Here is a 22,445-nt window from a genome sequence, read left to right as displayed (position 1 = left end):
GCTTGATAATAGGAGGTAACGATACTGCCTCGTGTGGAGTGTTATACCCCTCGTCCCTTTGGGGTTGCGAGAACACGATGAAGCACTAACTCGTGTAAATTTGATTGAATTGTATAGATTTAGTTAAGTTTATCGTATCGGACTAGATCCATGGAAAAAGGAAAGAGTAGGAGAGCTATTTAAACAGTTGCAAAAAGAAGGTACAACAATTGTAATGGCAACGCATGATATTGAGTTTGCAGCGAAATACGTTGATCAGTGCATGATGTTATTTGACGGGAAAGTCATTATGAATGATGCACCGAAAGAGTTCTTTAGTGGTAACTTCTTTTATACAACATCTATTAATCGATTCATCCGTAGAGAGTTGCCGTTTGCATTAACGTGGGAGGATGTGTACGAAGCGTGTCCAAACGATATGTTGCATTTATAATATTTATTTTTGCCGTTGTAATATATACACTACTCTTTACGACTTTTATTATGGACGGGTATTACATGGTAAGTAGTTTGTTTTTATTAGCTGTCATTATGTTACCTTTCTATATTCGTTTTGAAAGGAAGGCGTTTGTTTCACGTGAAATTGTTATCGTTGCTGTGTTAGCGGCGATTGCAGCGGTTAGCCGGGTACCATTTTCTATTTTACCAAGTGTACAACCGACTTCTTTTGTCATTATCGTTTCTGCAATTGTTTTTGGGAGTGAAACTGGCTTTATGATTGGGGCAACGGCTGCCATTGTATCTAATATTTTTTTAGGACAAGGTCCGTGGACGCCGTGGCAAATGTTCTCTTGGGGCATGATCGGGTTTATAGCTGGACTATTACGTAATACATTTTTAATGAAAAAACTGTGGGGAAGACTGTTGTACGGATTTGCCGTTGGATTTCTATTTGGCTGGATTATGAATTTTTGGGGTCTGCTTGGTTTTATACAGGAAGCAACGTGGGAAACAGTTATTGCTTACTATGTCGCAAGTTTTTCTTTCGATCTTAGTCATGCGATATCGAATGTTATTTTCCTTCTGCTATTTAGTACGTCATGGATTACGATCCTCACAAGATTTAAAAAGAAATACGGTATATTAGATGAGCATAAGGTGACATAGAAAAGCATACTCATATAAGGTAGGGTCGCGACTTACATATTCGTTTGCCTCTTTCATGCTTCTTACATATTGTAAGAAGCATTTTTTATTGTCAAAAAATAGATTCAATATATATCCGTTATTATATGAAATTATTTGTATAATAGTAGGTGAGAATTATTTTCAAGAGGGAGGTGTATAGTTAATGAAGTTAGTTATTCCGAAGCAACATGGAGCATGGGCGATGCTTGTCATACCATTTCTATTAAGTGTATTACTTGGTAAACCTACTTTTTATCATATCCCACTGTTTTTAGCCTGGTTCTTTATCTATCTAGCCACTTATCCATTTCTCATGTACATAAGGCAAAGACGAAAAAAAGAATTTCTACACGCTGCAATTGTTTATTTTATCATTGCATTTGTATTTGGGATGATTTCTTTATTATATGAATGGCGAATTCTTTTATTCGCAGTATTAATGATTCCATTGTTTATTGTAAATATGCATTACGCTCGTCGGAAAGATGAACGAGCATTACTAAATGATGTTTGTGCGATTATAGTGTTTTGTATAGGTGGTTTAATCAGTTATTATTTCTCCATGAAATTAATAGATAAAACAGCATTATTCATTACGCTTATTTCATTTCTATATTTTTTAGGAAGTACGTTTTATGTGAAAACGATGATTCGTGAAAAAAACAATCCGAAGTATCGTTTTATATCTTGGGGATACCATATTGTATTAACGGTAATTGTATTTGCTATAAATCCATGGTGTTCACTCATATTTGTACCAAGTGTAATTCGGGCCATTATGTTGTATGGCAAAAAGATTTCTATATTAAAAGTAGGGATTTTAGAAATTGTTAATTCTGTATATTTTTTAATAATAACGGTAATAATGATGAAGTATGCCATTTGAAAAAACTTCCCATCTTTTGATGGGAAGTTTTCATTCTTGTTCTAAAATGTGAACGGTGTAATCGCAACGTTGAAGAGCTTGCTCTACAGCGTAAAGGGATTGTTCAATACGTGCGCGATTAAAATCTTCTTCAACAGTCTGTAATGCATCTTCTAAACAATGTTTCGCTTCTTGTAAGGAATGAAAAGAATCTTGTACGTATCCACGAGCATTCTTTTTCAAAGTAGTAGCCTCCTTTTGTACATCTTTTTGTAGTATGAACAATAAAGAAGAAAATATAATTTTTTATATTTATTTGACAATTATAATAAAATTACGTATAGTTAAATTTAAAGTGAATATTTTCTTATCCAGAGAGGTGGAGGGACTGGCCCGATGAAACCCAGCAACCGCGATGCAGGTGCTAATTCCAGCAGAACATATTTGTTCTGGGAGATAAGACGAAGATATACGTAACTTCTTCTTATCGGAGAGGTTTTTTTGTTGCAAAAAAACCGATTACGAAAACATATAATAAGAAGAAAGGGGTTGCGAAGTACTGTGACACTCGAAAAATACGTAAAACTGCGTAGTACAGTTTATGAATATATGATAGAGCAAGATAAGCCAATATCATTGTTAGATATTCAAGAACATATCGTTTCGCATCATGAAGGAAAATTCACTAAAAAAATGTTACATCAATTTTATTTATCAAGACTATTAGATGAACTCAAACTGGATGGGAAAATTACTTTAGCTGATGATGAATATCGCTATGCTGAAAAAGGGGTATTTTATAAGGCGGGAAAAGGGAGCTGAGCTCTCTTTTTTTTGAAGTATGTAGAGTAAAAGACTGCTAAAGCAGCCTGATACAAGGGAATGGTGTTGAGTGTGTAGTGTCAAAGATTGAATGTGCCTGAAAGAGGCACTTCATATCGGCTGCAAATGAAAAGAGACACCTCCGCCGAATAGGTGTCAGTCGTTTTGTCACGTAGACTCGCTACTTGACAGTTATTAGAATAACATGCAGGATTTTGGAAGTCAAAAGGGAATTAGAGGAAGAGGTGTTGTGATGTATGCATACTTATTAAAAGATATAATGAAATGGATTCCAAAGTACATTATAGATAGAGGATATGAATATTATGAAGAGGGACATGTAGAAGATGTTGAAATACACGACAAGAAAGTATTTGCTTTCGTTACTGGAAATGCAGGGAATTATGAAGTGATTATTGATCTTGAAGATTTTGCAGAAAGTAGCTGCGAGTGTCCTTATGAAAATTATTGTAAACATATGGCGGCAGTTGTGTATGAAATTCAAGGTGCTGGTGAGAGTACAGTTAAAGAGCAATTGAAAGGTTTAGAAAAAGAAGAGTTACTAACAGTATTAAATCGTTTGTTACAAAGTTCGAAAAATGTGCAAATTGTAGAGACGATGTTAAAGAAGGGGAAACTTTAACTAAAGAGGGAGTTGTTTTGTAGTGAACGTACTAATTATATATGCTCACCCTAATCCTTCAAGCTTTAATGGGGCAATTTTAGAGCATGTGCAAAAAGGACTTGAGGAAACAAATCATTCTGTTACGTTACTTGATTTATATAAAGAACAATTTGATCCAGTGCTTGTATTTAATGAAGAGAAGAAAAGACGTGATTTACTAAATGAAGAAGAGACGAAGCGATATAGAGAATTAGTGCAGAAAGCGGATATTCTTCTTTTCATATATCCGATATGGTGGTGGGGCATGCCTGCTATTTTAAAAGGATTTATCGATCGTATTTTTGTAGCTGGATTTGCTTATAAATATGAGGGGTCATTACCGAAAGGCTTATTTAAAGGAAAGAAAGCATGGGTTATTAATACGTTAGACTCACCGTTATGGTACGTGGCCCTATTATATCGATCAGCGGATTGGATTATGATGAAAAGAGGGGTTTTACGTTTTTGTGGTATTCGCGATATAAAACGTTCTACTTTTCAATCTGTGAAAACGAGTAAAGTAACGAAGCGTGAAAAATGGCTGTTACAAATAGAAGAAGCGGCTCGTACATTATGAATGAAATCGATCGTATTATAAAGTGTTGCAATTGTGATGACGAACTTTTGTGTACGTATATTAATTGTTTAGTCCAATTGAAGAAATACAGCGAAACGTTTCAACAAATTCAAATACAATTAAGAAATGATTATTTAATAAGAGGGATTTGTGAAAGAGAAGTTGATGAGGTGATAAAGGGAAGTAAAGAATATGAAACATATTTTCTTCCTAAAGTATTGCAGTGGAATTTCCTTAAGAACAATCCTCATATGATTGAAAAAGTATGTGAAGATTTGTTTACATATGAAGCATTAAATCATGCAGAGGTAGAGTGGAGGATGGTAATAAGGTGTATAGATAACGAATGATTTATTATATAAAAAAGCTAGTATAAAACTAGCTTTTCGTTTAAATAAATAAGAAACATAGACTAATGATAAATCCTGCATATAGTAAGTTAACAACACAAAATCCCATAATATCACGCGCGCCTAAACCAGCTATCGCTAATGCTGGTAATGCCCAGAAAGGTTGAATCAAATTTGTCCAAGCATCCCCCCATGCAATTGCCATCGCTGTTTTCGCGGCAGGTACACCAAGTTCAGCGCCAGCTGGAATCATAATTGGTGCTTGCACTGCCCATTGACCGCCTCCAGATGGAACGAAAATATTTACAATGCCAGCACTTAAAAATGTAAAGAGTGGGAATGTGGTTTCATTTGAAATACTAATAAAGAAAGTAGAAATAGCTCCTCCAAGCGAAAGACCTTCACTATTTACTCCAATCATCATCCCCATAATTCCAGCATAGAACGGAAACTGAAGTAAAATGCCTGAAGCACTCTTAGTTGAGTCAGAGAAAGCGCGAATATATTGAATCGGAGTACGGTGGAAAATAAGACCGGCAATTAATAACATAAAAATAACGATATCTAGTGTAAGGTTAAAGCCTTTCGTACTAAAATAGTTAAAAATATAAATAAGACCTAATAATCCGATGCAAAGTGTAATAATCATACTATTTTCCATTTTTTCAGCGAATGTTTTTTGCTCTACTTCTTGAGCGGCAGCCTCTTCATGGAACACGATAGGGTCTACAGTAATTGTATGCTTTTCATCTGGATGCATTGCTCGGTTAATGAGAGGCATCGTAACGAGAAAAATAATAACTGGCACGAGTGCGTATGGTGAGAATAACGTTTCTGTTATTGGAATCGCTTCTTTAATACTTCCAGCTGTCGTTTTAATTAACGTTTCGCCGCCAGTTGCTAACGTAAGAGGGATAGAAGCAGAAAGGCCTGCATGCCAAATGAGAAATCCAGAGTAGGAAGAAGCAATTGCTAACCTATAATCTAATCCTTCTAACTGTCTTGCCACTTCTTTTGCATATAAAACAGATACAACAATACCAAATCCCCAGTTTACGTATGCTCCTAGTAAACTTACGATTGAAATAGCGATAATACCTTGTCCATTCGTTTTCGGTAGTTTCGCTGCTCTCGTTAATCCTTTTTTAATAAGAGGAGCGTTTGCTAATGCAGATCCTGTCACGAGTACAAGAGCCATTTGCATAGAAAAGGCGAGAAGTCCCCAAATGCCATTGCCCCAATGCGTAATCATTTCGACCGGTGTTTGGTGCGTTGCAAACATGCCGAAGAAGATAACGAAAACAGTTAATAAACATGATAAAATAAACGGTTCTGGTAAGAAACGCTGCACAAGGGCAACACATCCATTTGTAAATGAACGAAACAAAATAAATCAACCTCCTTATGTATATTTATTACAATGTTCGAGGTTGTTTGAGTAATATCCTTTAATATATGGAAAATTCAGATATTTAAGGTGATTGTCATAATGTCTAGGTAGATTGATAGTCTATGTTGAAATGTTATTTCATTTTGAACTGAAATATTTCAAAGAGGGGTAGTATCTATGCAAATCAACTTAAGCAAAGCAAATAGCCCAAAACGTTAAAATTATAGTTTGTATATATAAATCGAAATAGTGTAAAAATATGTGTTTTCGTTTATATCTCTGTTAATTAGATTTGACGAAAACAGAAATTGAAAAGAATGCTCTATATACAAGGGAAAGAGATGGTCATAGACGAATATGTCCATCAAATGGCAGTTTATGTAAGAATTAGGTTATTGAAAAAGGATATTAGCTATTTTTAACGAACTCTGAATTACAAACAAACTTTATCAAAAGTGGTGAGATAATATAGAGAATAAAACAAATTTATTTTTGGATATGAATATGGAAAAATATATAGTTAGCAAGCTTCGAAGTGCCGGTTGTGTTTTTGCAGAAGATGAGACCCGGTTACTTATGTCAGAGGCACTAACTCCAGAGGACCTTATGAAAATGGTAGAAATGCGAGTCAACGGTTTACCTCTGGAATACGTTGTTGGATACACGGAGTTTTGTGGTCTACGAATAGAACTGGATCGAGGCGTTTTTGTACCGCGTAAACGTACAGAGTTCCTTGTTCATCAAACAGAGGCTCTGTCACGTTCTAGCGATATCATTGTTGACCTATGTTGTGGATCAGGTGCGGTGGGCGCAGCACTGGCAGCAGCTTTGGGACGAGTTAAATTGTATTCTGTTGACATTGACCCTATCGCAGTACAATGCGCTAGTCGCAATGTAACGAATTTTGGCGGTCGTGCTTTTGAAGGTGACTTGTATAAAGCTCTACCAGACTCACTTAAGGGCCATGTAAATATCCTAGTTGCGAACGTACCTTACGTTCCTACTGAAATAATAAAGTTTCTCCCCCGGGAGGCACGCCTATATGAACCAAATGTAACGCTTGACGGAGGAGAAGATGGTCTTAACATTCTGCGAAGAGTAGCAGAAGATGCTTTACTCTGGTTAGCTTTGGATGGACATCTTTTGATAGAGACGAGCGAAGTTCAGGCACCCCAGGCCTTTGAAATCTTTGCTGGTGCTGGGCTTAGCACAAAAGTCGCTAGAAACAAGGAACTGGACGCTACTGTCATTATCGGTTCTAATTCTAGCTTTTAGAGTATTACTAGTGTTACGTACGTTTCAAATGTTATGACAATCCAAAGAGAATATAGTGTTTACTGATAGGTGGTAATAGATCAATGAAAAAAGAATGTGGAATAATCATAGTGGTTTTGTTTTTTATTTTGAGTGCTTGTTCTAGTAAAAATAATACTACTTTTAAACAAGCAGATATTGAAAAGGGAATAGTGTATGAATTACTTTCTAAAAATACAAATACGAACACTGAAATATCTTATAAAATAAAAATGACGAATAATACCGATTATGTTATTGCGCAAAATAATGTTATGTTTTCATTTCCTAAATCACCTACTGTTTCTGGACAAACAACAAATCCATTTAGAGTGTTAGCTAAAGGTAATAAGTTAAATATTAAACCTGGGGATAGTATTGTTTTAGAAGTATCATTTTCTCCTGATTTGTATTCTGAGTTTAAGAATACAGAAGTATCTAAAGCAAATCTGTATATAACTGGTTATATCGATAAATTAGCTGATGAAAATCATTTTGATTTTATTAAAAGTATTAATTTAGAGTGAAAAAGTGCACCTCCGATTGTTAGACTGTGTCTAATAAACGGAGATGCACTTTTTTTATTTACCTTATTGAACTAAAGCATCTGTTAGCATAATAGCAAATGATTGAAATCCACTATTTCTCCCAAAGTTCAATCAATCGACCTTCAGGATCTTTAATCCAAATAAACTTTCCAAATTCACTAATCTCTTCTTTCTTTTCAAGAGGTACACCAATATGTTCAAGGTGCTGAATAGTCTCGTTTAGATTATGTACTTGGAAATTTAACATCACTTGTTGTTCTGTTGGAAAATAACTGTCATTCTCAGTAAAGAAAGAAAAGATAGTCTCTGTTCCTAATTCGGGTTTAATCACAGTCCCATTCCAATTTTCTATTTCAATCTTCAACACTTCACTGTACCATTTTTTTATAACATCAAGATTTTTAGTTCTCCAAAATATTCCTCCGAAACCTTTTATCATTGTATTTAACTCCTGTCTGTCTTTTAATTTTTAATGACATAAGTTCAACCTTCAATAAAACGCAGTGCACAACGGGAATGGTGATCGGTTAGATCTTTTGCAAATTGTTGATTCGGAAATCCTCTGTGAAGCAATCTCAACCCGCCTGAAGTTAAGGATATATGATGATGGAATCGATAGAATAACATCCTGTTGGGGTCGAGAGTATCATTCTTTAAATATCGATAATAATCCCCAAATCGAAACTGCAAAAAACTGTGCTCATACTCAATATCAAAGAACTCGGCTCCTTCGATATCAATCAAATAAGGTTCTAGTTTGTCATTAATTAATACATGATCGGGGCCGAGTTCCCCATGTATAAATCCATAACGACTTCTTGTTTCAATTTTTGATTCAAGCTCGTACAATGTATCGAGTAGATTGCTATGACTAGCCCTGATGCTGTCAATATGTTGGCATGCGTAATCTAAATCTCTTTTTGCATTCTTCATTTGCAAGTGATGACATTTTTCCGTGTTGATCCCACTTTGATTCACTTTCCCATGAGTAAGTCTCTCGTTGGCATGCATGTCTGCCAGCATATCTCCTATCCGCTGAAACACTTTATCTTTAACATATGAATCGGAATGTTGAAAATAAACTTCTGCCTTTTGTCCATTTACATATTCAACGAGAGCATAATCATAAGGATGACGGTTTCTTTCCTTATTCAGATCATATAGAAGGGGAGTTTGAATTCCTTGTTGAATTAAATACTTGTTATTTGATTCAAATAAATCACTACTATAGGAGTGCTCATGTATATCTCGGTTTGCTATTTCTTCTTGAAAATAATTCATGGTAAGATCCCAAACATACAGAACGCAGGAAAATCCATTGCTGCAATCAATCTTATAGACTACCTTTTGTGCACCGCCATGCATTTTCGTTACACTAGAAACCAAATAACTGGTACCAAAGACTTTTTGCATATACTCCTGCAAATCAGATTGATCAAGGTGACAAGTGATTCTCAATGAATAACACCCCTTTTCTTAGGTTTTGCTGTCAATCAAACTATATAAAAAATCTAACCAAAAGTATAGAATGTTTATTTGTAATTTGTGATGTTAATTTGGGTCTGGAAAAATAGTCATATAAAAACCCGTTGGAGCTTCAATGTTTTTTTGATGAAATCATTCTTATTTCTCAAATACCTCGCCACACAAAAACTTAAAATGTATTACAATGAATGAATCTATACGATTTTCAATCCTTCTTCTTTTCGCTAACTTTACCATTATTTTTAATTGAGTATTACTGCCCCGTCAGTTTAAGTAAAAAACCTTCATAATCTCAATGATATATTCAAACTCGAATAATCTAATTTCCTGAAAACGTTCCTCAACAATCTGGCCCTTTAGTGGAGTAACTTTATTGCTACTCAGCAGTTTCTTAATCCGCCTTTCAGTTCAGATCTTCTTTTCACTATAAAAACATCTCTTTAGATAAACAGATCCAAAGGGGCAAAACATCGCGCTTTTAAATAAAAACAGTGATTTTATTTAAAAGCGATATTAAAAATATTCTTCAAATCCTGGAAGCATATGTTTGCCGTAAACAAAAAGAACCATAAGCTTGCCAAACGGCAAAATTATAATTTTGATAGCTGTCGTCATTTTTTATTCATATATTGGAAATGAATTTCATAATGCGGAAAAATAGGGGGATTTATATGTCAAAGTGGCAATCTAAAGAACAATTGGTTCAATTATTAAGCAATCTTGTTGAAATTCCTAGTATTACAGGTTCAGAAGCTGAAGTTATATTGCCAGACTTTGTTGTAGAACAATTATCTGACTTACAGTATTTCAAACAAAATCCGCATCATTTACAAAAAAATCCGACGGGGGATGGACGATATTTTGTTACAGCTCTAGTAAAGAAAAGTGATAGTACAAAAAATACTGTAATTCTTGTTAGTCACTTTGATGTTGTAGATGTACAAGATTACGGAGTGTGGAAAGAAGATGCATTTAACCCTAAAAAATTAACATCTATGTTTTATTCTCATAAAGATGAGCTACCAGATCATGTACGTGAAGATATTGAACAAGGAGATTGGCTCTTTGGTAGAGGAACGATGGACATGAAATGTGGTCTAGCCTTACAAATGGCGATGGTTGAGCAAGCTTGTGAAGGAAGATTTGATGGGAATGTTCTTTTATTGGCTGTTCCAGATGAAGAAGTGAACTCTGTAGGGATGAGAGCCGCTGTTCCAAGATTATTAGACTTAGCAAAAGAACATGACTTAGAGTATAAAACGGTCCTAAATTCAGAGCCTATGTTTTCAAGACATCCTGGTGACCAAAATAAGTATATTTATACTGGTTCTATTGGTAAGGTGTTACCTGGTTTCCTTTGCTATGGAAAAGAGACACATGTAGGCGAACCTTTTGCAGGATTAAATGGGAGTTATATGGCTGCATTATTAACAGCTGAATTAGAGTTGAATACTGACCTTTGCGATATTGTAGATGGTGAAGCGAGTCCTCCACCAACTAACTTGCTTCAAAGAGACTTAAAGGAGGATTATTCTGTACAAATTCCTCATCGTGCAGTCACATTATTTAATTTGTTTTTACTAGAAAAAACGATGACAGATGTAGTTTCATTGTTACGTCAAAAGGTAACGAAAGTAGCAGAGAAAATTGAAGAATCGTATGAGGAGCGAGCGTATCATTTTTCTAAGCATAATCCGTTCATACCGCCTAATCTTAAAGTAAATGTATTAACGTATGAAGAGCTTATTGCTTATGCAATTGAACAACATGGGCAAGGAAAAATAGATGAAATTCAATCCGATATTATAAAAAATAGAGAAGATAAAGATGATCGTGCGGTAACTATTGATTTAGTAGACAAATTAGCTATCTTATGTAAAGAAAAGGCTCCAATGATTGTACTTTTCTTTGCACCGCCATACTATCCAGCTGTGAGTTCACGCAACAATCCTTTAATTAAAGAGGTAGTTGTAGAAATGGAAAAGTATGCCCACTATAATCATAGCATTACATTTGAAAACCAAAATTATTTTGGAGGAATTTCAGATTTAAGCTATGTGGGCTTACAAAACCCATTGGATTCAATGAGTTCTCTCGTAGACAATATGCCATTATGGGATAAAGGTTATTCGATTCCACTAGAGGAATTAGAAGAGTTTGACGTTCCAGTATTAAATATGGGACCAGTAGGAAAAGATGCACATCAATGGACGGAGCGTCTGGACGTAAATTACGCATTTGAAACGTTATTAGACATGTTACCTATATGTATTGAAAAACTACTTGTTTCTAATAAAGTTACACAGTCATAGTGTTTGTATAAGAGCGAGAAAAGGACCGTAGTGATACGGTCTTTTTTTCGTAATGAATAGTTTGAAACCTTAGATTTATGAAATTGTGATGTAAGAATTCTCCTTAAAATAGATTCGTAATAAACTATTTAGAGAGAGTAGATATGGCTTGTACACTTTTTGTAACGGTATTTGCTGAGTTTTTGTATAATATAATCATGTGAAGTTAACATAACTTATTGTATCAATAATATATATTTGCGTAGAATATCCATTTTAAGGTTTTGAAGTACCCCCCTAAATGAAAATTTTATTCCGCTAAAGTTAGTTACTTAGTGAAGTCTGCTCATTTTTTTCGTATTAGGAAAGAAGGTACTTTTTAACTTGGTGGGTATGGGGTAGTACCCCTTGTAGCAAAACCGGAGTGGAAATGATGAGTATAAATAGTTTTGTGAGATTGATAAAGGACGAATTATTAAAAGAGGTAAGCATAAGAAGTGAGGATGAATTCGAGCCTATAGTAGTTAAAGATATTCCTAGACTTTGGAAGTGTTTAGGGACAGGTAATTATGCCGCAGTATTTATGCACAAAGAATACAAAGATTGGGTAGTGAAAGTTTACGCGCGAGAAGGAGAAGGAATTGAAAAAGAGTCAGAAGTATACCGAAGAATCGGAAATCATCCTTCTTATTCGAAGCTTATGTATAAAGGAGAGAATTTCATAGTATTGAAACGTTTAAAAGAGATTACCTTATACGATGCTATTCATAAGGGGATTAAAATTCCTAAGCAGGTGATCCTTGATATCAATGAAGCTATAGAGTATGCAAGGGAGCAAGGATTAACTCCTTGTGATGTTCACGGAAAAAATGTGATGATGGAAAACGGAAGGGGATATGTAGTCGATGTATCTGATTTCTTAAAAACAAAAGAAGATAGTAAGTGGAGAGACTTAGAAAAGGCATATTTCACCTTTTACTTGCCTTTCATTTATAAATTGCCTTTCCCTGTTAAAATACCGTATTTCATGTTAAACATTGTTAGACGTTCATATAGAAAATATAAGAAGCTTACAAAGAAATTCAAATTGTAAAAGGAGCACATACTTATCTTTAGGTTAGATAAGTACTAGTAAACAAAAGGACCGTACATATTTCTAATATGTACGGTCCTAATTTCATAACTTCATGAAGTAATTTATTTATAAAATGATTGTAACATTTGTATATAATACTGACATTATTATGAGAAGTAAATCTTCTTGTTTTAATAGAATATACCATTTCAGTACATTTCATTTTAAACATATTGATGTACTATAGTTCTAAACAAATCACAATAATGGATTAGAAGGGGAATAAACTATGTACACAGACGCAATTGAGTATTAAAATTTCAATCTAATTTACCTTTGCATAGATGCAGGTATCAGTTAGTTTTTTACCGTCAGCTGAAAGATCTTCATTACGTAATATCCCTTCAAGCTCAAAACCTAGTTTTTCAGGGATCGTACGACTTTTAGTGTTAGTAGATTCACATCTTATTTCAATCCTTCTAAATTTGAGTAACTGAAATCCAAGGTTTGTTAACTCACTTACTACCTCTGTCATATATCCATTGCCACTAAATTGCGTGTTAATCCAGTATCCAATTTCACATTTAGAAATCTTCCAATTAATTCCGTGAAGGCTAGCAGTTCCAATAAAATCATTAGTATCCTTATGATAGATAAGATAGCGAAAGCTTTCTCTTTTTAAAAAATCTATATGGGCATTTCTCAGGATAATTTCCGTTTCTTCAACAGTAGGGATTGACTGGAATAAAAGCAACCATTGTTTTAACTCATTAATTGAATCCTTAATAGCTTGGTGTACGACATTCCCGTCACCAGCTTGAAGTGGTGCTCGAAGAATTAGTCTGTCTGTTTCTATTTGTAACGGAACATCTAATAAAATAGAATTCATATCATTTCTCCTCTCGAAAACTTTAAATTATGACAGAATGAAACTTATATAATAAAAAAACTTTCACCCAAAAGAAATAATTCTTGAGGACGAGAGTTGCAATTTCGTGGTACGTTATTATGATAAATAAATTAAAAAACACCCTATCTCACTAACAGGAGATCCCGTCACAGCATCACTATAAATTATTATAGAACCGTGCGAAACTCCTAGTCTTTCTTCATTAAGAACTTGATATGCAGCAATACAGTAAAGCTTATCTCCCATAAAGGGACCTCCTAAAAATTAGTGAACAATAAATGTATATTCAATTAATTACTTGGAAATCCCTTTTCACATATTGAAAACTAAACTGCCAGTTGGTACAAAAAATGGCTACCGAAGCAGCCTTAGGTTATTCAACTAATGATTGTAGAAGGAATGAGTGTCGCATTTATTAATCCCGATTTATTTGATTAAAAAATTTACTTCTATGCAGATGGTGAAACAGAATTAACGAGAAGGTCTAGCCGCGATATTGCTGAAAGGAGAGCCGATATCAATTATTTAAGGCGGTCTCATGCAGAACGTTGGATTCAGTACGAAGTGTTTATGCATCCATACAGTCAATGTTTTGATATTATTATCAAAAATTCCGATGAAGCAATATGTCTAGAAAAAAATACATTTGAGTTTTATAGAGTTTAAATGCAAATACTCTATTTGTTATGTTTATTATGAGGGTTTATTTTCATTATTTGGCTCCCAAATGAAGCAACTTTAGTATTCACTCAAAAATCCATTGTCTATGAAACAACTAGATTTTTAAACGGCTTTAATAGACAACTGCCATTTACATAGACAGATGTCTATTGTATTTTTGGCGGCAAGATTAAATAGCTTTTTTGTTACTTTACAATAAAGTATACTTAATATCAGTAATTCATGTAATTAGGAGTGATTTCTATATTTAGGGAAAATGCAAAAAGGTTACTTCTGTCATTAGTAACAAATCCAATACTAATAATTGTATACGGCATTTTTTGTTATGAGTTAGCCTTATACTGTAAGTACGGAAGGATGAATTATAATATTTATATTTTGTTATTATGTATAGTACTTTTTATATCCATGACTACATTTACTACAATGCGGGTGATAAAAAATAGAGAATATGAATCTAAAAAATTAACTAATTCAATAGCATGGAGATCCATTTCTATTATCATTATTGTTGCAATTACATCATTTTATGGGATGCAGATTTATAAAAGTGCAATAAATTACAATGGTAAATTGGCATGGTTTATAGAAAGGTTAAAACATGAAAGGTCAGTTAAACTTAAACATAATAATATATATAAATCTGGAGTAGAAGGTATTTTTGAAGATATCAATAAAAAATATCCTTTGCCAAAGAAATTGTATATGGCAACTGATTTTGATCTTACATTTCATTCAGATGGAACAATCACAGCGTTTGATACATTTATTTATGGAAAAAATGTTGATGGGAAAGAAGAAACTTATTTAATCTCTTATAATGAGAAGAAATCAAAAGATATTACTATAATACGAGACGGATATGCAAAGCCTGATTATAATGATGATAAATTAGTAGAACCTTTAATTAAAACGGTTAAGGCGATTCCAGTTAAGCAAACGGTTAGAAAGTGGAATGAAAGTAAGTATGGGTTGATTTATTATGGAAAAAGAAATTGGGGATCCAATACAGAGGGAATTATTAATATTACTGAGGATGGTAAGGGGCAGAGTCTTAAAGAAGCAGCTTCTGATATCATTGGATATACTGTATCTATATTTGTCCCTGGAAAAGAAAAAGAGCTAGTCCCTGCTAGATATAATTTAATAAGTGACGCAAGTTGGAGTAAATCAAAGACGCCTCCAAATGAAGATAGGCTTAAAGAGAAGAAACAACAAGATTTAAAGAATGAAAAAGAACAGTTTTTCCTATCAAAAGAAGTTGGTTATAAACTAAATATGACAGATAAAGCATTAGGGAGCGCCTTTTATTCATTAAGCAAGACTAGTGATGAAGGGGAAACATGGGAGGTTATCAATCCAGACCCATTTAATAGGGGGATTGGTAGTGTATCAGGAATCACTTTTATAAATGATAAACTTGGGTTTTTAGGAGCAGTTAGACCTTCTGGTAATGAGGGAGAGTTATATCGCACAGATGATGGGGGGGTATCTTTCAAAAAGGTAGAATATCCGCCGCATGAAGTCAAATTAGATCATACACAGTCCACAATAAGTCCTTTTGATTCTCCTAGTATGCCATATGAGAAAGATGGGGTTTTTAATATGTTAGTTGGACAAGGGGCAGATGGAGACTACAATGGCGATAGTAGTGCACTTTATCAATCAAAAGATAACGGAGAGACATGGGAATTTGTAGAAGAAGTGAAAAAGAAATAGTCAGAATGTTTTTTTGAAAAAATAAGGTAACTACTCAGCTATACATTTCATTTAGAAGTTTGGTAAGGAGTATAATTCCAGCCATGAAGATAAAAATGGACCTACACCTCGCTGCCTTTCTTTGTTTTAAAGCTTTGCGCGTGGCAGGAAAAGGCCCTGACCGCTTCTATGCATGGCCAGTCCCTCTCGCCCATTTAAAAAGATGTTTTTCTGGCTTTTTTTCATAGAGGGGCTGAGTAGTTACTAAAAGTAAATAATTTAAATCGAACCATAAGCTTGCCGGCAAATTTATGGTTCGATTTTTTTTAGGGCAAAGATATCGTTCTAAACTGGTATCACCACATCGCTATCAAGCTAAGATTTTAAAGTACCCCCTAAACGAAAATTTTGTGTTGTTATAGCACCGAAGTTCATTTTTATCGTTTTTGGGGCAACCTGTTCTGTTAGGTTGATAGGCATGTGGCGGTACGCCATAAAGTACATTTTTCCTGAGTGGCTCCAAAATTAAAGAATCGTTGCCCTACCCCTTAAACGGTTAACTAACCCCAATTTTTTTCTATTTTGACGACATGCTCAACGCCGCAGAAAAATAAGTTTATTTTCTGTTCCTGAAAGCAGCCTTTTTATATTTTCCATATGCCTGAAAATAACCATAAACGCCATTAGGAATGCAAATATATAAAAATATACGGTATTCCCAAAAACAGGAATAAATGAAATAACCGCAATAAGCATTGTAGCACATATTGTACCTAAAGAGACATAACGGGTTAAAGCTACTATTATCACAAAAAAGCCAAGGCATAAAAGGGCCATAACCCAGTCAACCATAAACAGCACAGCCACTGCTGTAAGTGCTCCCTTGCCCCCTTTAAACCCAAAATATACCGGCCAGTTATGCCCTATAACCGCCCCTGCGCCTGCCGCTAAAAGGCTTACGCAATCTTTAGCCTCTCCCGAATAAAAGTAAACGCTAAGGAACAAGCCTATATAACAAGCAATTATCCCTTTTAATATATCTCCCGCAAGAACAAACACCGCAGCAGATTTCCCAAGTACTCTCAGAGTATTGGTAAGCCCGGCGCTTTTGCTTCCATGGCTTCTTATGTCCTTTCCGTATATTCTCCCTACAATCACCGCTGTATTAAGGCTGCCTAAAAGGTAGCCCAAAACTAAGGCCGCAAAAATCTTTAAAATATCAATCATCACTCTTCTCCCTTTAAATTATTCTAAATTTCTTTTAGTTCTCCATTAATACAGGGGTTTAGCATTGTCCTTCTCCAGAAAACTTTTCAATAAACTCCTACTTTTTTTATTCATGTTAAAAGGGCATCTACAATAAGGATGCTGATAATAGCTGAATACTCAGAAAAAATGAGTGACAAAAACCTCTTCATTAGTCACAACATTTTTGATCCAAACTGCACGCTTTCCTTCTTCTACTTCAATGATCCGATCTATTAATAAAAGGGGGTAACGATGGGGAATAATTTCTTTAATTTGTTGAATATTGAGCATGAATTTCTCTCCTTTATACCATAACTAGATATTTTAGTTAGTTTAATTGCCTAAAATCTCATGTTCGAATATTGACAATTTTTAGAACCTGGTACTATTATTTGATTATATAACTAAGTATAAAAATAGTAAAGGGGGATAAATGTATGCAATCAAAAGCAAGAATTACAGCTATCGGTACCTATGTACCTGAAAAAAAGCTGACCAATGATGATTTAGAAAAACTAGTAGATACAAATGATGCATGGATTGTACAAAGAACTGGGATGAAGGAAAGAAGAATTGCTGGTGATAACGAATATGCCTCTACATTAGCTTTTAAAGCTATTGAAAACTTAGTGGAGCGTTATCATAAAAGTCTTGTCGACGTGGATTGTATTCTCGTTTCAACAACTACGCCTGACTACACTTTTCCAAGTGTAGCCTGCCAAATACAAGAGCATTTTAATATTCAGAATACAGGCGCTGTTGATTTCAATGCTACTTGTGCTGGTTTTACATATGGATTACATCTGGCGAATGGTTTAATTACATCTGGTCTTCATCGCAAGATTTTAATTGTAACGACAGAAACCTTATCTAAGATTACAGACTATACAGATCGAACTACATGTATCTTATTTGGAGATGGAGCCGCAGCTGTTTTAGTAGAGAAAGATGAAGAAGTGTCTAGCTTTATAGCTACCCATATTGGGACAAATGGGGAAGGAGGTATGCATGTATATCGTAAAAATTTATCTACTACCATGTTTGGAAATCCTTTAAAAACACATGGGAAGATAGTTCAAAATGGAAGAGAAGTATATAAGTGGGCAGCACGGACACTACCAATTGGTATTAAAGAATTGTTATGTCAAGCAGAGTTACAACTGGATGAGGTGAACTGGTTTGTTCCACATAGTGCTAATTTGCGAATGATTGAATCTATATGTGAAAAATCAGGTGTCCCACTGGATAAAACATTAACGAGTGTAACATACATGGGGAATACTTCTTCCGTCTCCATTCCATTGGCATTAGACATAGGTATGAACGAAGGAAAGGTGAAAAACGGGGACACTCTCTTACTCTATGGGTTTGGAGGAGGTCTTACACACGCTGGACATATCATTAAATGGCATTTAGCAAAGGAATAGGAGATGAAATATTCAATAGTAACATAAACGTATTTTATTACATTAAAAATCTTTATAGGGATTCCGTCCCATCGCTATAAAGCTAAGTTTTTGCACTACCCATAAAGCAAAAAACGCCATCCTTTCCTATGATTCTACAGAAAGAATAACGTATTTTTTTCACTTTGAGGGGATTTCTTTTTGTTAGCTTGCTAGCAATGTGGCGAGACCCCAGGACTAACTTAAAAAGCAGTAGCTTGAAATTAATTTCGGGTTACTGCTTTTTAACTATATTCAAAAAAATTAACTCAACCTTTTATCTTCATGGCTTTAATATTTTTTCCGATCTTACTCGTTTAATAAAATCATCTAATGCCTCTTCTTCATTACCATAATGAGCAATTGAGGTTTCTACAATACTCGCTCTCTCATCAGTTGCACAAACAACCCACTTATTATCCTCTTTATAAATTAGAACCTCATCCGGATCCACATCTTTTTCATGAAACCAGTTATAATATTTTAATCCTTCTTCTGATAGGATTCGTTTTGCCTCATCTCTTGTCATATTAAAATTATCCTCCTTATTTTATTTGTTTCAATCCTTCTAATTGTTCGACTGTTAAAGGAAGTTGTATTTGCATTTCTTAACTTGATGGTGATGGGGTAGCACCACATCGCTATCAAGTTAAGCCCATACAACGTTAATTATAGTAGAGGTTGTTTCTTTTTTTTAAAGCTACATGTAGGGAATTTAAAGATTTGCATACGAAATAAACCCTAATGGGTTTCAATTTTTTGATTTAAGCCGCTTGATTATCAAACATGGTACAATTGTAAATGACACCTAATATATCAAAGACTGTTTTCTTCTCATATCGATGAGATTTTCTCCCATTTTGCTGTAGGAGGTTGAACAGGCGAAGTAATACCTTTGATAGCTCTTGGGTGTCTTTTTGTATCGATTGGAAAAGAAGAAAAAAGTAATCTTTAATCATATATATGGCCTTATATTCACTCAGTTCTCGTTTCTTTTTCATTAGAAGTAATTGCCGCATTTGAAACATGGTAGAAGAACAAAGTAGAATGGCAATCAGTTGCCCATACAAATGGCATTCCAATCGTTCTCGTTTTATTTTTTTACAATGATGAATATGAAAGAATGATTTCCATGTTTTAAATAAAATCTCGATTTGCCAACGTAAAGAATACCAATCATGTACTTGTCCCATCGGGACAATATCTATAGGGGTATTTGTCATATATACATTGATACCGCTAAGTCGTTTACTACGAGCAGAATACTTCATTCCTTTCTTTTTTTCTCTTACCGTTTGATCGTGTAATCGTTTTCGTTGTTGTTCTTTTGTTAGTCGATGAACAATCACACGAGCTGGTACTTTATCAGTCATTCCCACATAAGCGTCGGATATTTCATATGTTTGTCCTGGCTGAAGAGAGTTCATTAAAACCTCCATATCTATTTGGATATACTCTGTACCCTTCTTAATTCTGCCATCTTGAAAATAATCAGGGTTTGGATTTTTTTGATAAATACGTGTATTCGATTTGATACGTGAGATATAATAAGCCTTTTTATCTTGTATATGTTGAAGATCTTTCAAATGAAAATAACCTAAGTCTCGGATACATAAATCATTCGCTGTTACAGTTGGGGCACACAGTGAACCGTAGGTTCGATCATGTTGTTTACCTGGACCTGTATGAATATGAAGGAATTGTCCACTTAATAAATCATACTCAAGCTGTATCTTTACTCCCGCTTTATGGCTGCATCCTCCCGCACCAGGATAAATTGATGAAAATATATCCGGAAGTTGAAATGCAGTTGAATCTAAAATACGAATACGCTTGAAAACAGAAGTATATGGATAAGAAATTGGCATAGATGAGGTGAGTTTTTGGTTTAGTAGTTCAGCTAATAGGTGTTGTAAAAATTGAACAGCCGCTTTATTAAATCGTTGATTCAAGCCCTCAGGGCTGATGAGTACTTCTGTTGATGCTTCTAAACAGCTAGATAACTGAGTTAAAGAAGTCATAGCTACATTTTGGCTCACCCATACACATAAAGCGACTAAATCTTTTGCTTGGTACTTACTGGTTCGTTGTACAAAGCCAACATCTCTAGCAAGATTTCGTAAGGCATTTGGAGATAGGGCACTTTGAATCTCTTGAGCAAATAGTTGTAATTCGTTAGACACAGAAACAGACATAAAAAACGCCATCCTTTCCTATGATTCTACAGAAAGAATAGCGTATTTTTTCATTATTTTATAGTAAAATAGGTCTCATGGTATGAATGTACAATTTAGATATTTGCCCAATGAACCATATGCTTTTAGAACTGAGAAAGACCTTGAAACAAATAAGTTATATATTTTAAGACAGTAATGTTCCAAGCAGTATAGATGGGAACGTCAAGAACTTAAATGATTTAAGATTCACACTATATAAAAGTTGAAGTATACGACTAAGGAAAGAGTGCTTTGCAGTGTGCTGCATATTCAAGAATTAATCTTACGTAGGGAGTGCTTATATGAAAAGCATGAAAAATGTAATATTGCTAGTAGTATGTTTCATATTTTTAAGTGGTTGTAATCAAGTTAATGAAGATGAGGTACAAAAATATATAAAAGAAAAACACGGAATCGATGTTGTTGTAACACATATGAGCCCTTTAAATGAAAATAATATGGGACATGCATACCATACTGTGCAAGTAAAGAATAATAAAAATATTCAATTTCGAGTAGAGGTAGATGGTCTCTTCTATTCATCCATAAAAAGTGATGAATACAAATATGGAAAAAAAACATATGAGGCATATCAGAAATTCCAACCAACTCTAGAAGAAATAAAAAAGTTAGGGTACGTGGAAACTAAAACTGATAACACTCTTCAATATTTGTCAGAGGATAGAAGATCAGATGAAGGAAAACCAACTAATGAATTATTATTAACTTTGCAAATGAGTAACGAGATTGACTTTAGCCAATTTGAATCAGTAGAATTAGATCGTTTATATACTCTATTTCAACTCATCCAGAAAAATAATAAAAAGATAACAGAACTTGAAATTAAGGATTATAATGGAAAATCTTTAGGTGGACCTTTTAAAAATGTGCAAAAAATGATAACAAAAGAAGAGCTGTTATTAACAATGAAAAAAACGATGAACAATACCATAGACATTTATTTGGAAAATTGGATTAAAAATCATACAAAAATAGAAGAGAGATTAATTGCAATTCAAAACAATCGTTTTGAATTACAAGGTATTACTTATGCAAATTTGGAATATATGGATGTTCGAGGATATAAGGTGAATTTAATTATTAATACCGGTAGTAATGAATTTGAAAATAATCCCCTTGTAATTAAAGATTTAATCAAGGTAACCACAATCCTTAAAGAAGAACTATATAATAAAAAATTTCAGATATATTTACAAACTAAGAATGGAACAAGATATACACCTTGGTTATCATCAGAAGAAATTAAAAAAGCTATTAACATCGAAGAACTTGTAAAAGAGCGATATCCTAAGAACTAAATTTAAAGTACTGTTGCTGTTTGTTATTTGATGGGAAAGCATGATATTTCGATTTGTTCCGCCAGCTTGCAAATTAGGGTTCAGTTGTAAAGTTTATTAACAGGTAGAAAGTTAGAATAAGTATAGTCGAATCTGATTGAAGAGGAAGTACGACATCATCTTAAATTAGGGGTACAGACACATGCCCATCAACCTAAAGTTTTATTACACCCCCATAACGAAATTTTTAGGATTTCTTGTAACGAAAAAGCTTATTTATCGTTTTGGGGGTGAACTGTTTTCTTAGGTTGATGGCAATGTGGTGCTACCCCATCGCTATCAAGCTAAGCTCATGTAACGTCAATGATAAGCGAGATTGTTTCTTTTTTTCGAAAGTCTATATGTAGGTGCTTTAAAGATTTGCATACGAAATAAACCCTAACGGGTTTCCTTTTTTGAAT

Annotated in this window: 22 protein-coding genes, 3 pseudogenes and 1 riboswitch; of the genes and pseudogenes, 15 read left to right on the top strand and 10 right to left on the bottom strand. The window is 34.2% G+C overall.

Annotated features, from left to right (window positions below):
* Positions 1 to 139: 139 nt before the first annotated feature.
* The 3 genes and pseudogenes from MR155_RS28745 to MR155_RS28735 form a co-directional block, all read left to right on the top strand.
* A pseudogene (locus MR155_RS28745) lies at positions 140 to 433 on the top strand (ABC transporter ATP-binding protein); the annotation flags it as partial.
* Positions 406 to 1,107, top strand: a complete 702-nt coding sequence (locus tag MR155_RS28740) for an ECF transporter S component (RefSeq protein WP_242311813.1) — start codon at positions 406 to 408, stop codon at positions 1,105 to 1,107. The pseudogene MR155_RS28745 and the gene MR155_RS28740, both read left to right, overlap by 28 nt.
* A 184-nt stretch (positions 1,108 to 1,291) precedes the next feature.
* A complete protein-coding gene (locus tag MR155_RS28735; RefSeq protein WP_242311812.1) occupies positions 1,292 to 2,014 on the top strand; it encodes a YwiC-like family protein in 723 nt (240 codons plus the stop codon).
* 30 nt (positions 2,015 to 2,044) lie between these two features.
* Here MR155_RS28735 and MR155_RS28730 read toward each other — a convergent pair whose 3' ends face one another.
* Positions 2,045 to 2,236: a hypothetical protein gene (locus MR155_RS28730; protein WP_002084448.1), complete on the bottom strand. Its 192-nt coding sequence runs from the start codon at positions 2,234 to 2,236 to the stop codon at positions 2,045 to 2,047.
* Between the two features lie 121 nt (positions 2,237 to 2,357).
* Positions 2,358 to 2,456: riboswitch (SAM riboswitch) on the top strand.
* 38 nt (positions 2,457 to 2,494) lie between these two features.
* Here MR155_RS28730 and MR155_RS28725 point away from each other — a divergent pair.
* The 4 genes from MR155_RS28725 (at position 2,495) to MR155_RS28710 (ending at position 4,406) form a co-directional block, all read left to right on the top strand.
* Positions 2,495 to 2,815: a hypothetical protein gene (locus tag MR155_RS28725; protein ID WP_002110869.1), complete on the top strand. Its 321-nt coding sequence runs from the start codon at positions 2,495 to 2,497 to the stop codon at positions 2,813 to 2,815.
* 205 nt (positions 2,816 to 3,020) lie between these two features.
* Positions 3,021 to 3,458, top strand: a complete 438-nt coding sequence (locus MR155_RS28720; RefSeq protein WP_002033243.1) for an SWIM zinc finger family protein — start codon at positions 3,021 to 3,023, stop codon at positions 3,456 to 3,458.
* A 22-nt stretch (positions 3,459 to 3,480) separates the two neighbouring features.
* Entirely contained in the window at positions 3,481 to 4,056 is a 576-nt protein-coding gene (locus MR155_RS28715; protein ID WP_002142490.1) for an NAD(P)H-dependent oxidoreductase, read from the top strand.
* On the top strand, positions 4,053 to 4,406 hold the full coding sequence (locus MR155_RS28710; protein ID WP_242311810.1) for a group-specific protein: 354 nt from the start codon (positions 4,053 to 4,055) through the stop codon (positions 4,404 to 4,406). Before MR155_RS28715 ends, MR155_RS28710 begins: the two co-directional genes overlap by 4 nt.
* 40 nt (positions 4,407 to 4,446) lie before the next feature.
* On the opposite strand, the gene MR155_RS28705 is transcribed toward MR155_RS28710, so the two are convergent.
* Positions 4,447 to 5,793 (bottom strand): short-chain fatty acid transporter, encoded by a 1,347-nt coding sequence (locus MR155_RS28705; protein WP_242311808.1) that lies wholly within the window; start codon positions 5,791 to 5,793, stop codon positions 4,447 to 4,449.
* A gap of 507 nt (positions 5,794 to 6,300) precedes the next feature.
* Between MR155_RS28705 and MR155_RS28700 the strand changes: the two genes are divergently transcribed.
* Both MR155_RS28700 and MR155_RS28695 read left to right on the top strand, forming a co-directional pair.
* Positions 6,301 to 7,071, top strand: coding sequence for a putative protein N(5)-glutamine methyltransferase (locus MR155_RS28700; RefSeq protein WP_242311814.1), 771 nt, complete (start codon positions 6,301 to 6,303; stop codon positions 7,069 to 7,071).
* A gap of 83 nt (positions 7,072 to 7,154) precedes the next feature.
* On the top strand, positions 7,155 to 7,616 hold the full coding sequence (locus MR155_RS28695; RefSeq protein ID WP_242311806.1) for a hypothetical protein: 462 nt from the start codon (positions 7,155 to 7,157) through the stop codon (positions 7,614 to 7,616).
* A gap of 112 nt (positions 7,617 to 7,728) precedes the next feature.
* Here the strand turns inward: MR155_RS28695 and MR155_RS28690 are convergent, their stop codons facing one another.
* Both MR155_RS28690 and MR155_RS28685 read right to left on the bottom strand, forming a co-directional pair.
* Positions 7,729 to 8,076 carry a VOC family protein gene (locus tag MR155_RS28690; protein WP_000589586.1) on the bottom strand — a complete coding sequence of 116 codons (348 nt, stop codon included), beginning with the start codon at positions 8,074 to 8,076 and terminating at the stop codon, positions 7,729 to 7,731.
* A 44-nt stretch (positions 8,077 to 8,120) separates the two neighbouring features.
* Entirely contained in the window at positions 8,121 to 9,050 is a 930-nt protein-coding gene (locus tag MR155_RS28685) for a phosphotransferase (protein ID WP_219303739.1), read from the bottom strand.
* Between the two features lie 743 nt (positions 9,051 to 9,793).
* On the opposite strand from MR155_RS28685, the gene MR155_RS28680 reads away from it, so the two are divergent.
* Entirely contained in the window at positions 9,794 to 11,434 is a 1,641-nt protein-coding gene (locus tag MR155_RS28680; RefSeq protein ID WP_242311804.1) for a M20/M25/M40 family metallo-hydrolase, read from the top strand.
* A 403-nt stretch (positions 11,435 to 11,837) separates the two neighbouring features.
* Complete coding sequence (locus tag MR155_RS28675) at positions 11,838 to 12,506, top strand: protein kinase family protein (protein ID WP_113935904.1); 669 nt, start codon at positions 11,838 to 11,840, stop codon at positions 12,504 to 12,506.
* Positions 12,507 to 12,813: 307 nt separating this feature from the next.
* On the opposite strand, the gene MR155_RS28670 is transcribed toward MR155_RS28675, so the two are convergent.
* Positions 12,814 to 13,377, bottom strand: a complete 564-nt coding sequence (locus MR155_RS28670; RefSeq protein ID WP_016091782.1) for a GNAT family N-acetyltransferase — start codon at positions 13,375 to 13,377, stop codon at positions 12,814 to 12,816.
* Positions 13,378 to 13,494: 117 nt separating this feature from the next.
* Positions 13,495 to 13,644, bottom strand: coding sequence for a hypothetical protein (locus tag MR155_RS28665; RefSeq protein WP_176523476.1), 150 nt, complete (start codon positions 13,642 to 13,644; stop codon positions 13,495 to 13,497).
* A 132-nt stretch (positions 13,645 to 13,776) separates the two neighbouring features.
* Here MR155_RS28665 and MR155_RS28660 point away from each other — a divergent pair.
* Together MR155_RS28660 and MR155_RS28655 are read left to right on the top strand one after the other, a co-directional pair.
* Positions 13,777 to 14,064: pseudogene (locus tag MR155_RS28660) on the top strand (uridine kinase); the annotation flags it as partial.
* A gap of 249 nt (positions 14,065 to 14,313) precedes the next feature.
* Positions 14,314 to 15,798, top strand: a complete 1,485-nt coding sequence (locus tag MR155_RS28655; protein ID WP_307897027.1) for a WD40/YVTN/BNR-like repeat-containing protein — start codon at positions 14,314 to 14,316, stop codon at positions 15,796 to 15,798.
* A 573-nt stretch (positions 15,799 to 16,371) separates the two neighbouring features.
* Here the strand turns inward: MR155_RS28655 and plsY are convergent.
* Together plsY and MR155_RS28645 are read right to left on the bottom strand one after the other, a co-directional pair.
* Complete coding sequence (gene plsY, locus MR155_RS28650) at positions 16,372 to 17,004, bottom strand: glycerol-3-phosphate 1-O-acyltransferase PlsY (RefSeq protein ID WP_242311802.1); 633 nt, start codon at positions 17,002 to 17,004, stop codon at positions 16,372 to 16,374.
* Between the two features lie 119 nt (positions 17,005 to 17,123).
* Positions 17,124 to 17,316 (bottom strand): annotated as a pseudogene (locus MR155_RS28645) (hotdog family protein); the annotation flags it as partial.
* Positions 17,317 to 17,462: 146 nt separating this feature from the next.
* On the opposite strand from MR155_RS28645, the gene MR155_RS28640 reads away from it, so the two are divergent.
* Complete coding sequence (locus MR155_RS28640) at positions 17,463 to 18,452, top strand: ketoacyl-ACP synthase III (RefSeq protein ID WP_242311799.1); 990 nt, start codon at positions 17,463 to 17,465, stop codon at positions 18,450 to 18,452.
* Positions 18,453 to 18,753: 301 nt separating this feature from the next.
* Here MR155_RS28640 and MR155_RS28635 read toward each other — a convergent pair whose 3' ends face one another.
* Positions 18,754 to 18,999 (bottom strand): Imm59 family immunity protein, encoded by a 246-nt coding sequence (locus tag MR155_RS28635; protein ID WP_242311797.1) that lies wholly within the window; start codon positions 18,997 to 18,999, stop codon positions 18,754 to 18,756.
* Between the two features lie 235 nt (positions 19,000 to 19,234).
* Entirely contained in the window at positions 19,235 to 20,665 is a 1,431-nt protein-coding gene (locus MR155_RS28630) for an IS4 family transposase (RefSeq protein ID WP_242311795.1), read from the bottom strand.
* Positions 20,666 to 20,988: 323 nt separating this feature from the next.
* Between MR155_RS28630 and MR155_RS28625 the strand changes: the two genes are divergently transcribed.
* Positions 20,989 to 22,005, top strand: a complete 1,017-nt coding sequence (locus MR155_RS28625; protein WP_098595493.1) for a hypothetical protein — start codon at positions 20,989 to 20,991, stop codon at positions 22,003 to 22,005.
* Positions 22,006 to 22,445: the final 440 nt, after the last annotated feature.

It is taken from the genome of Bacillus cereus group sp. BfR-BA-01331, assembly GCF_022663915.1.
GTDB lineage: Bacteria > Bacillota > Bacilli > Bacillales > Bacillaceae_G > Bacillus_A > Bacillus_A mycoides.
This window is presented reverse-complemented; position numbering and strand designations above follow the sequence as displayed.